Origin of the sequence: Sulfuriflexus sp. (assembly GCF_032250955.1) — a bacterium.
Classification (GTDB): Bacteria; Pseudomonadota; Gammaproteobacteria; order AKS1; family AKS1; genus Sulfuriflexus.
The window spans coordinates 1-10,283 of the sequence record NZ_JAVVES010000082.1 but is presented as its reverse complement, the minus strand read 5'-3'; the positions used below and the strand labels follow the sequence as shown (position 1 = coordinate 10,283).

The 10,283-nt window shown below is 54.7% G+C and carries 10 protein-coding genes and 1 pseudogene; 4 read left to right on the top strand and 7 right to left on the bottom strand.

Features of this window, described 5'->3' with window-relative positions:
• Nucleotides 1–90: 90 nt before the first annotated feature.
• The 4 genes from mads5 to mads1 are packed head-to-tail and all read right to left on the bottom strand — an operon-like array spanning nucleotide 91 to nucleotide 5,813.
• Nucleotides 91–1,497: a methylation-associated defense system restriction endonuclease subunit S MAD5 gene (mads5, locus tag RQ738_RS12210; protein WP_314165521.1), complete on the bottom strand. Its 1,407-nt coding sequence runs from the start codon at nucleotides 1,495–1,497 to the stop codon at nucleotides 91–93.
• Complete coding sequence (gene mads2, locus RQ738_RS12205) at nucleotides 1,494–3,509, bottom strand: methylation-associated defense system DNA methyltransferase MAD2 (RefSeq protein WP_314165520.1); 2,016 nt, start codon at nucleotides 3,507–3,509, stop codon at nucleotides 1,494–1,496. Before mads2 (RQ738_RS12205) ends, mads5 begins: the two co-directional genes overlap by 4 nt.
• Nucleotides 3,506–5,578: a methylation-associated defense system DNA methyltransferase MAD2 gene (mads2, locus tag RQ738_RS12200; protein ID WP_314165519.1), complete on the bottom strand. Its 2,073-nt coding sequence runs from the start codon at nucleotides 5,576–5,578 to the stop codon at nucleotides 3,506–3,508. Before mads2 (RQ738_RS12200) ends, mads2 (RQ738_RS12205) begins: the two co-directional genes overlap by 4 nt.
• Nucleotides 5,579–5,606: 28 nt before the next feature.
• Complete coding sequence (gene mads1, locus RQ738_RS12195; RefSeq protein ID WP_314165518.1) at nucleotides 5,607–5,813, bottom strand: methylation-associated defense system helix-turn-helix domain-containing protein MAD1; 207 nt, start codon at nucleotides 5,811–5,813, stop codon at nucleotides 5,607–5,609.
• Nucleotides 5,814–5,961: 148 nt separating this feature from the next.
• Between mads1 and RQ738_RS12190 the strand changes: the two genes are divergently transcribed.
• The 4 genes from RQ738_RS12190 to RQ738_RS12175 are packed head-to-tail and all read left to right on the top strand — an operon-like array spanning nucleotide 5,962 to nucleotide 8,061.
• On the top strand, nucleotides 5,962–6,339 hold the full coding sequence (locus tag RQ738_RS12190) for a helix-turn-helix transcriptional regulator (protein ID WP_314165517.1): 378 nt from the start codon (nucleotides 5,962–5,964) through the stop codon (nucleotides 6,337–6,339).
• Between the two features lie 27 nt (nucleotides 6,340–6,366).
• Nucleotides 6,367–7,242 carry an SMODS domain-containing nucleotidyltransferase gene (locus RQ738_RS12185; protein ID WP_314165516.1) on the top strand — a complete coding sequence of 292 codons (876 nt, stop codon included), beginning with the start codon at nucleotides 6,367–6,369 and terminating at the stop codon, nucleotides 7,240–7,242.
• The gene (locus RQ738_RS12180; protein ID WP_314165515.1) at nucleotides 7,220–7,807 is read left to right on the top strand and encodes an SLATT domain-containing protein; all 588 of its coding nucleotides are present in this window, start codon (nucleotides 7,220–7,222) and stop codon (nucleotides 7,805–7,807) included. The genes RQ738_RS12185 and RQ738_RS12180 overlap by 23 nt, the downstream gene beginning before the upstream one ends.
• Before the next feature lie 11 nt (nucleotides 7,808–7,818).
• On the top strand, nucleotides 7,819–8,061 hold the full coding sequence (locus RQ738_RS12175; protein WP_314165514.1) for a hypothetical protein: 243 nt from the start codon (nucleotides 7,819–7,821) through the stop codon (nucleotides 8,059–8,061).
• Here RQ738_RS12175 and RQ738_RS12170 read toward each other — a convergent pair.
• The 3 genes and pseudogenes from RQ738_RS12170 to RQ738_RS12160 all read right to left on the bottom strand — a co-directional run.
• On the bottom strand, nucleotides 8,058–9,623 hold the full coding sequence (locus RQ738_RS12170; protein ID WP_314165512.1) for a conjugal transfer protein TraG N-terminal domain-containing protein: 1,566 nt from the start codon (nucleotides 9,621–9,623) through the stop codon (nucleotides 8,058–8,060). The genes RQ738_RS12175 and RQ738_RS12170 overlap by 4 nt on opposite strands.
• Nucleotides 9,620–10,003, bottom strand: a complete 384-nt coding sequence (locus RQ738_RS12165; protein WP_314165511.1) for a hypothetical protein — start codon at nucleotides 10,001–10,003, stop codon at nucleotides 9,620–9,622. Before RQ738_RS12165 ends, RQ738_RS12170 begins: the two co-directional genes overlap by 4 nt.
• Nucleotides 9,987–10,283: pseudogene (locus RQ738_RS12160) on the bottom strand (integrating conjugative element protein); the annotation flags it as partial. The pseudogene RQ738_RS12160 and the gene RQ738_RS12165, both read right to left, overlap by 17 nt.

Sequence of the window (10,283 nt, the reverse complement as noted above, 5' to 3'; positions counted from 1 at the left end):
GCCAGCCATCGGGCAAGTGATCCCGAAGGAAGCCAATGGCCTGGCGTTCAGATTCGTTCGCGGGTTGCCCGATGGGTATGACCTTCGCCATTAGCGACCTCCCTCCTCAATGGTGCGCTCGACGAGGGTGCGAGCTTTGTCTTCTTTCTCCTGTGCTTCAGCCCGCTTGCGACCGGCATCCCAGACAAGATTATTGATCTGTTCCTCAATGGAGCTATCACACCTCGGAATGAGCAGCCGCAACACATCTGGGGCCGAGAGATGCGGAATGGAGCTTCCCGCCGCTGTCCGGATCAGTTGCCGATAGCCAACATCGGTGAGGAAAAGGTAGGCGTACAGATAGCCGGGGAGAATCAGCGAGTTCTGGGCTCCGAGGCGGAGCACATCCACTGATACACAGCCCCCAGCAAAGCGGCTATCAGCCCAGACACCACGCCCGATAATGCCGCCAACCTGACCACTCCGAGCCAGGAGAAGATCTCCCTCCTGTGTAGCCCACTCACTTTCATCAGGCAGAAGTCGATTGGACAGAAAGCGGATCGGCTCGTATCTCTGGCGGAAAATCTCACCGCTTGTCAGGAAAGGTGCACCGTACTCCTCATCAACGAAGACTTGTTTCAGCCGTCCAGTTTCGCTGATAGAGATGCCAAGCGTTGAAAGCTCATCCTTGCGTGGAACACTCGCTATCAATCGGTCACTTTCCTGCGCAACGGCGTCGTGGAAGGTTGCCTCAAGGCGTTTTAGTACCAGCGAAGACGATGCGACCGAACATGAAAATGCCCGATGTGACAAGGCGAGCTTATCTGGGAATCCAAATTGATCGTTGACCAAACGACCAGCGGTCTTGAGGAGTTCCACCCCCTCTACGCGTAGATCTGCTGCCGCTTGAACTAAGTCATGCGCTTCGTCTTCCATTGCACCGAGACGAGGAACAGGGAGATCGGCAATGTGATGTGGCTCAATGTGCTGAATGATCGCGCCGTAAGTACCTGATACTACAATCGGCACACCAAAGCGGCTGGAAAGGTAGGCATACAGATAGCCGGAATTGATTTTTTCGGGATCAGGAACTACTCGCATAAAATGTTGTGAACCAGCCATGCCTTTCATCTCAGCTGATGCGTATGCCATTCGACCAATAGTTCCTGAGCAGGTAATCAAGGTCCACCCCTCATCGAGAACCAAAGCCGGATTCCCCTCCACCTGCTTTTTCGAAAGCAAAGATACGAAGGACAAATCTGCATCCAGTATGTCGGTGCTTCCAAGGAAAGGTATTCCTTTCGCGGGGTCGTCAACGTAAACCCGAGGGAAGCGTGGGCCATTGAAAATCCCGCCGTTGTGACCCGCCGTGAGATTCTTTAATGGTTCATTAGGATGACTTTTGAGAAGTTCTTTAGCTTCAACAGCTCCCGACATATATGGCCCGCAGTCGAGGCGACGACCATTATTTTCCAGCCAGGTGCTTGGAATCGCTCTGCATTGGAATTTTCTGCTCATAACGTCACCTCACCGGTTGCGCGGAATTCCTTGTACTTCTCTGCCACCAGCGGCAGCTCGTCATGAATGCGGCGATTACGGCGCGTGGTGCGGCGGATTTCCACTTCGCCACCTTCACGAACCCGCTCAATCACTTCCTCATCAAAGACCAGTTCTTCACCATCGGGAGCGCGTTGGAAAAGCAGATTGCCTCGAGCATCCACACCAGCCCGATCCACCACAGCCATGAACACCTTGTATTCGGGATGCTCGGTATTGATCAGCTCATGTTGACCGCGACGGCGCAGCACCAGCAGACTGGGCAAGGCGGGCGTCAGGCCATACTCCTTGACGGTGACCTTGAAGGGTTCAACAGGAAGGTCGACACTCGCCAGCACTTCGCAATGGCGCAGAATCCACCAGCGCACGTATTCATCGCCTGGATTCCCGAGAATTCCGTCTGGCAATAAAATGGCAATGCGCCCGGTGCCAGGTTTTACCCACTGCAGGGCGCGTTCGATAAACAACACCTCGGGCGGCACGCCGCCGGTGTTCAGGTTGCCGGTATTGCGGAATCCACCTTCTTCGTCATGCTCCCAATTGTTGCCCAGGTCATAGCGCTCCAGGATGGCGGTGTCGCTCACGGTGTCTTGAGTCGAGAACCAGGGGTTGAGCAAAACAACATCCATGCTGCCCAGCGGCATCGCAGGGCGGGCGGCCTCGATACCATCCAGATCACCGTCCGGGAAGGTTCGGGCATCGATGCGGAACACACGGCCGGGATTGCCGGTGGTAAACAGCAGATTCATGCGGCTGGCGACGGCCAGGAACGGATCGATGTCGCAGCCCAGGGCGTTGCTGGCCGCCCAGGCGGCGGTTTCGTTTTGCGCCTGGCGGATCTGCTCATTGGTGGCTTCGTCGGGTGAGGTGCCCATGGCCGCCAGTTTCTTCTTGAAGATGTGCGCGGCGGTCATGGCCAGGAAGGTTCCGGTGCCGCTGGAACAATCCATGATGCGTTCGCCAGGTTGCGGGTCGAGCATCTCCACCGCCATCTCGGCAACGTTAAGTGGCGTAGGGTAGCGGCCCTCGCGCCCGTCCATCACGCTGCGTGCGACCGCCCGGAAGGCCCCGGTCCGAAATCGAGGTTGGGTTTCACTCAGGGAGTAACGGGCCAGTTCCATGACCACGCGAGCGGTCTCGTGCGGTTCCAGCGTCAGATCCCAACCACGTGTCAGCAGGTTTGGCTGCCAGGCCTTAGCGGCGGTAATGGATTCGTTGATGCGCTGGGCAATCGCCTGCTGACCTGCCTCGGTAAAAGGTTCGTCGCCCTTGATCCAGAACTTGCGCTCACCAGTCGGCCGCGTCTCGTCATGGATCTTGGCCAACATCAGCACTGCCAGCTGCTTGAAGGAATCCTTGTGGTCGAGGCCCAGATTACGGTTCAGGTACTGACGGCAGCGCAGCAAGATATCTTCCAGGTCCTCTGCTTCTGCACTGACCTGAATAACTCCACCGGTGCGATCAAGATCGCTCGTGCGTTCACCCGGTACCGGCCAGACGCCTAGCGGCTTGGACCTAACTTCAAAACGGCTACGCTCAACCTGGAGCAGGAACTCCTCCTGTCCGTTGGTCCACATACCCAGCGTCGCACCCGGTATCAGCTCCAACAGCTCTTTGAGCTCGCGCAGGTCGGTGTCAGCCTCGGCTATGGAGCGAAGCTTGTCACGCTTCTTCTGGTTCTTGCAGACGATGGTTCGCTGCAGGTTATCGTTGGTGTGCTCGGCATCAGGGCGAAAAATTGCGATGTCGATGCGCTTGCGCCCCTGGCCAGGGATCTGGGGGTTATAGTTCACCTCCAGGTCATCCCGGTCAAATCCGTAACTCTCGATGAGCTGGCGCAAAACCTTCTGCACCAGCAGCTTTTTGGGCGAGATGCTTTCCTTGTTGCCGGTCAGAATATCGATGAAAAAGTTATCGGGGCCGCTCTCTTCGGCGGCATCCTGCTGCGCTTCCATGATGTCGTCGTCGCTCATCGGGCCGTTGCCTTCTTCCTGGGTTGTGCTTTTACCCGGCTCCCCGATTTTTTCCTTGCAGGCGACCGCCCGTCATGTTCTTCGAGAAACTCTCGGTACTTCTCCGCAATGACTGGCAGATCATTGTCTTCGATCTTTTCACTTCGGGTCAGGGTGCGTTCCACATAGCGCCCGCCAATCCGGATACGCTCAATATGTTGCTTAGGCTCAACAATCTCTTCACCGTCTGGCGTGCGTTTGTAGAGCTTGTTGCCGCGGCGGTCAAAACCAACCTTGTCCGCGACTGCCATAAAAACCGGGTATTCCTCAATACCACCCAAAGCCTCTGCGCGTTTTTCCTGTTCGCTCTTGCGGCGCAGGAACAGCAGGCTGGTGAGGATGTTGACGTTGGCCTCGGCGATGAAAGATTCCACCGGCAGATCAACGGAGGCGAGCACCTGCGTTTCGCGCATAATCCACCAGCGGATGTATTCAGCTGCTGGGTTGCCCAGAACCCCGTCGGGTAAAACAATACCCATGCGGCCGGTGCCCGGTTTGAGCCATTTAATGCACCGTTCGATGAAGAGGATCTCGGGAGAAACACTTCCCTTGGGCGTGCCGGTATTGCGGTAACCGCCTTCGCCGTCCTGTTCCCAGGCGTGCGCCAGCTCATATTGCTCCAGAATGTGTTTGTCTGTGATCGGGATGTCTGAACCAAACGGCGGATTGGTTGCGATGATATCTACGGAACCCAGCGGAATTTCTTTCTTCGCGATTGGTAGATCAGCCAGATGACCCAGGGGGAACTCCAGCGAGTTGATATTGTAAATGTGTCCACGGCCATCGCCCGCCAGAACCATATTCATCTGTGCAGCACGGATCAGAAACGGATCGAAATCGGCACCAAAAACATTGGCCGCCGCATATTCTTTCAGTTGCTCATGGACATTCAGGAACTCGGTGGTGTTCTCGTTCCCTGGCTGGGTGTTTTGTTCATCGCGGAATTTTTTTAGCATGTGCCCCAAGGTGGCGACGAGGAAACCGCCAGTCCCGCACGCTGGGTCCAGTAAGGTTTCATTTTCCTTGGGATCGAGCATTTCAACGACCAGCTTCACCACGCCTCGCGGGGTGAAATACTGGCCTCGGTCGCCTCGCAAGTTGACGCCCACTAGCTCCTGGTAAGCGACGCCTTTGGCATCAACATCGGTGCGGGTGAAATCGTACTTGGCCAACTCGGAAACGATAAAGGCAAGGGCACGGTCTGATAGAGATATCTCCTCGTTGCCGCGAAAGATTTTCTTGTATTTCTTTTTTACATCGGCAAAGAGTTCCTCAATCCGCTTGCGAATCTCCTTGCGGCCTTTGTCCTCAAACTGCTCCTTTGGTCCAGCCCAAAAGCGACGCTTCCAAGCCTGTCGCTGTTTGCCACGTAGGCTCTCATCATGCATTTTGCAGAAGATCAGATAGAGGAACTGCCAGAACGCTGCGTCCTTGGGCATGCCCTCATTGCCATGGATGTAGTTGTGGCAGCGACGGAAGGTGATCTTCAGCATCTCGTTATCGGCCACACGGGTGTGGGCGTCGGAGATGACATCCTTGGTGCCCACCGACTCTTCCGCCATCGGCCAATCACCGATGGGGTTACACTTGATTTCGAAGCGCTTTTTTTCCTTTTCGAGGAAAAAGAATTCCAGACCGTTGGTCCAGAGACCGTACTGCACGGCATCAACCTCGCGCATGACGCTCTCTACTTCATCAAGGTCTTTAGCGGCCTGCTCGAAATCTCGGATGCGTACCGTGTTTTTGCCAACATTCGGCTCAGGACGGCAAAGGACGGCCCGACCAAGGTTTTCGATAGCGTGATCCTTACCATGGTGGAATATGGCGACATCCACCTTTTTGCGCCCGCCGATCGAGAAATCCAAATCCATATCCTCTGGCGAGAATCCGTATTCATGAATGAGGGCACGGACAATCCGCTGGCGAACCAGCTCTTTCTTTGTCTCCTTGACCTGATTTCCGGAAACGTAGTCGAGTGTGTATCCCGCCGGTATGGTGTTCTCGACCTGTTTGTTCTTCTTTTTGCTCATATATAAACTCCATCCACCAAAGCTTGGATCATTTTTGGTCTTCCTCGCCGAAATCCTGGCTTGTGTGTTTCTGTTGTTCTATCCACGCATCGATGTCCTTTCGGGAAAATCGCCACTGTCCCCGGACCTTGAAAGCTGGCAGCTCCCCGGACTGGGACATGGAATAGATGGTCTTTTCACCGACCTTCAGCAGCGCGGCAACATCTTTTATTTTTAATACTTCTTCATTTTGCATGCCTTACTCCCGGAAGCTGTTGTCCTTGATCGGACACTAAATTAACAGATTTCGCAGACGCAGCCGGGTTACTTTTCCATACTTTACCAGAATATACCAGATACTTTTACTGTTGCATAACACTAAACGCCAGTATATATTTACGATTATGAAGGCATTTGGAGAGACAATTCGTGATTTGCGCGTCGCCCAGGACTTGGGGTTACGCGAGACCGCAGGTCTGGTGGGAATATCACCTGCCTATCTTAGCCGCATCGAACGGGGTAAAGAACGCCCGCCAAGTCCTGAGATTATCAAGGCGCTGGCAAAAACCCTCGCCGCCGATCCCGATGTCCTTTTCAGGCTCTCCTCTTCCACTGACCCGGAGATCGTTGACTACCTCCACGAGAACCCCGACGCAATGCATTTGCTTCGATACCTTAAGGATGCAGGATTTACACCTCAAAACATTAAGCAATTGCTGGACACGGCTGAGAAGATATCGGACACCGAAAGTCCCAAGAAAAAACGTCTTCAGAATCGGTAACACAGTGAGTGGATCAGGTATAACGACATGGGAGTTGGGGAAGATTTCAAAACATTTTGTGGCAACCTGGCTGTTACAAACAGGGATTCAATATCAAGCCGCTACGAACTAATCACTCGCAGGTTTAACCTGGAGTTTTGGAACACCGACTCCCGAACCAATCACAGCATATATGCTGGTTCTTTTGGCAGAAACACTGCCACCGGAAAAACCAGCGATGTAGATATGATCTTTTGGTTGCCTGTTTCATACTACAACACCTATAACGCGTATTCTGGCAACGGACAGTCAGCGCTACTACAGCTTGTAAGGAGTGCTCTTCAAAAGACTTATTCTACAACGCATGTTGGTGCTGACGGTCAGATCGTGGCCGTCTCCTTCCAAGATGGCATTACTTTCGAAACACTACCTGCATTTGTTAATACGGACGGCAGCTTTACATTTCCTGACTCTAATGGCGGGGGCTCGTGGAAAACTACTAATCCTCGCCCCGAGATCTCCGAAATCAATCGTATAGACAAAGACTGTAACGGGAACCTTAAAAATCTATGTAAGATGGCGAGAGCATGGAAGAAAAAATGGGATATCCCAATTAGTGGATTGCTGATCGACACTTTAGCCTACAATTTTATTCGGGGTTACGAATATCGTGACAAATCGTATTTATACTATGATTTTATGAGTCGGGACTTTTTTGAATATCTGAGAACGCAGCCTACGGATAAACAATATTGGCTATCACCAGGTGCTAATCAATATGTATGGCGAAAGGGTGCTTTTGAATATAAAGCACTAAGATGCAAAAACATTGCTGTCGAGGCATGTAGTTACCAAAGTGACAAATATGGTTGGACTGCGCGACAGAAATGGAGAGAGATTTATGGAACAGAGTTCCCAGCCTAACGTTGAAAAGTCTGCCCTGGAATCACAGATCAGGGAATGTTTTGGCCGTGTGGTTTATGCAACCAAGACCCACGAAAAAGACGCTGACCTTTGCATGCAATGGCTAGCCCGAGTAAAGCTGGCACAGATTGTCTTGTCTGCATTGACAACAGGTGGTTTGGTAACAGTGCTTGTTGGAGAACACGATACCAGTCAGATTGCCGCTATTGTATCGGCAGTCATTTCCACTGCATTGCTCGTTCTGAATGCGTACGTCAAAGATGTAGACCCTGGGCAGCAAGCTGAGCAGCACAAGAAAACTGCGACTGAGTTATGGAATATCCGCGAGTCCTATCTCTCAATACTTACCGATCTTCAAGCAATAGAAATCGACATGGACCTGGTTAGGAAGACACGAGATGAACTACAGACTGAGCTAGCCGGAATTTACTCGTCAGCACCGCGAACAACCCCCAAGGCTTACAAACACGCCAGTCAGGGGCTAAAAATGCGTGAAGAAATGACATTTTCAGATGAGGAAATAGATAAGTTTTTACCAGAGACGCTGCGAAAAGTAGCTAGGTAAGAGCTATTATAATGATGATGATCTACAAAAACCGTATAACCAACCGCTTCGTACGACTTGGCCGATTCGTCAAGGCCATTGTCAGCATATTGATCAATATCATGGTCAACGTTATCGGCTTGTTAGCGAGTAGCGCTAAGACCTCTGATACGAGTGAAGCGACAGATAATGCTGTACGCGGCGGTGTGCTTAACTATCGGACCGGCAAACTGGACGATGGCACGGACGCGGCTGGTTGGTACGAAAAGGATTAGCGTTTAATTCCTTTTGTAACGACAGTCTTGCCGATATTTCCGCCTTGGCTGCCGGCATCTTGAGCCGGAGCCCGTAGCGGGTTGGTGGCTCCATCTATCGATCGGCCAACCTTCACCCCCGCCCACGCCATCATCCCACTCCACAGCAACGGCAGGCCCAGATAGAGGCTGGTCGTGATCATGTTGAGCAGCATGCGCTTGATGTCGTGCTCGCCGGGGTTGGCGAAGATTTGCAGGAAGATGTTGACGTCCGGATACATGGACATGATGAGGTTCTGATCCACCCACAGCGCCAGGTACCAGAGCACGCTCCAGAACTTGACGGTGAAGATGGCCATGGCGCCGATCACCATCATGGAGATGGAGTAACGCGACAGCACGACCACCATGGGTAGCAAGGCGTAGATGCCGAGCAGAAGTACCGCCTGCACCATGGGCAGTGCCTGCAGGACCGCGGTCATGGTTACCGAGAACATGGCCGATGCCGCGACCACGCCGCCTGAGGCCAGCCCGCCTTTCACGAAGTTCTCCGCAGTGCTCACCAACCCAGTGCTGCCGGAATTATTTGCCACGAGGTCATTGTTCGACCAGCTCGGCGGAGAGTTGGTGAGCACGGTGCGGGCGACGGCGTCGTTCTGTTTCTCGGTTGCGAGCGCCGGCGCCACGGCGACAACGAGGCCTGAAAATCCAGCAGATGTTGCATCGGCCTCGTTAATCAGCTTTTCTCTTAGACCAATCGAGCCGTCTTCCCACCATTGTTTGCAGTAGGGCTTGCCCCATGTGGGTGGTGCAGCTGGGTCATACTCAGTGTCGCGCACTGCATTGTAGGCCCAGCCCGCAATCTGCATGGACGGTCGAAGCGTATCGTAGTAGCCGGGGGCGTCGCGATAGACATGCGAGCCCATCCAGTCCGGATCGTCCGGCCCGTAGGTGCTCAACAAAGCATTGACCGCAGCGGTTGCCGGCCGCTCGGCCTGGTATTTCGAGCGCGCCGGGATGTAGCACTGGCTGAAGAAGTCGCTGGCCTCTTGCCTTAAGCGCGGATCCGCGATGGTGGCCAGTCGGGCCTGCTGTTCATAGGTGCGCATATCGGCGGCCGTGGGCAGGCCTTCGATCACGGCGTGGTTCAGCCCCGACGTCATGGCCAACACCGCGTACCACCACACCGGGATGTTCACGGTCGCGGGTGAACCGGTGAACCCGGTCGTGCCATAGGTGCTCTGGGGTGCGCCAACCGTCGCGGTGGCGGGCGTGGGATCGATCAAGGTCGGCGGTGGTGTGTAGCTGAGCGTACCGGCGTTCAACGGCGTCAGCGCGGCCGGCTGCCCGGCCAGGACCACAACCAGCAACGCGATAAACAGCTCCAGTTCCATACGGCGCAGCGACAACCCAGTGACGGTGCCGAACTCGCCGCCTTCGGCCGGCTCCCGCCAGTTGTCGATGAGAATGCCGAGAAACGGCAGGAACACGATGCCCGTTCCCACCAGCACATCCCAGAGGATGCCGTAGAAGGCCCAGCCGAACAGGGTCGTAAACAATTCCAGATAGCTATCGACAGTCATGCACTGGTTCCCTGCAATGCAGTGAGGAATCGGCTCAGAAGGTTCTGCCCAAGCACCAGTTCGATCACGCCCAGCCAGATCACGATCCGCCAACGCAGGGACAGCAACCGCGCTGCCCCCGCCTCATCCACCCGGCCCCATCGATGGAGTCCTCGCGTCATCGCTGGCCATGCCAGTGCCACCAAGGCGATCAGCAGTAACCGGATCGTGGTGAAGATGGGCTTCATCAGCTCGATCCGGGTCTGGAGTGCGACGACGGACGAGGTTTGCATCGCGTGCCAGAGGAAGGCGCCGATGCCCAACGCCAGCCCGAGCGCCAACAGGGTCAGCAGCACGAACCAGCGCCGGCGCATGGCAAAGCCGTTACGGGACGCGGCCATTGCTCAAGGGCCGTGGATCTAGCGTTGGTACGGTCGGCGCGTTCAGGGATGACTGGCGGCGCGCGGCCGCACGCTGGAGCAACATACTCACTGTGTCGGAGACGACCTCCTTGCGCACCCGGGTCTCGAACAGCAGGTTCTCGATCTCCTTGTCCAGCTCGGCGATGGAGGTGTCGGCATGTTCACGGGCCACCTCAGTAGCGTAGACCTCCGGCACTTGCCGACCGGTGAGTAACAGTCGGCGGGCGAACAGGGCCTTCTCCACCGTGCGCGCAGTACT

Coding starts and splice junctions, on each gene's coding strand:
- mads5 (WP_314165521.1), bottom strand. CDS start 1,497: ATGAGCAGAAAATTCCAATGCAGAGCGATTCCAAGCACCTGGCTGGAA.
- mads2 (WP_314165520.1), bottom strand. CDS start 3,509: ATGAGCGACGACGACATCATGGAAGCGCAGCAGGATGCCGCCGAAGAG.
- mads2 (WP_314165519.1), bottom strand. CDS start 5,578: ATGAGCAAAAAGAAGAACAAACAGGTCGAGAACACCATACCGGCGGGA.
- mads1 (WP_314165518.1), bottom strand. CDS start 5,813: ATGCAAAATGAAGAAGTATTAAAAATAAAAGATGTTGCCGCGCTGCTG.
- RQ738_RS12190 (WP_314165517.1), top strand. CDS start 5,962: ATGAAGGCATTTGGAGAGACAATTCGTGATTTGCGCGTCGCCCAGGAC.
- RQ738_RS12185 (WP_314165516.1), top strand. CDS start 6,367: ATGGGAGTTGGGGAAGATTTCAAAACATTTTGTGGCAACCTGGCTGTT.
- RQ738_RS12180 (WP_314165515.1), top strand. CDS start 7,220: ATGGAACAGAGTTCCCAGCCTAACGTTGAAAAGTCTGCCCTGGAATCA.
- RQ738_RS12175 (WP_314165514.1), top strand. CDS start 7,819: ATGATGATGATCTACAAAAACCGTATAACCAACCGCTTCGTACGACTT.
- RQ738_RS12170 (WP_314165512.1), bottom strand. CDS start 9,623: ATGACTGTCGATAGCTATCTGGAATTGTTTACGACCCTGTTCGGCTGG.
- RQ738_RS12165 (WP_314165511.1), bottom strand. CDS start 10,003: ATGGCCGCGTCCCGTAACGGCTTTGCCATGCGCCGGCGCTGGTTCGTG.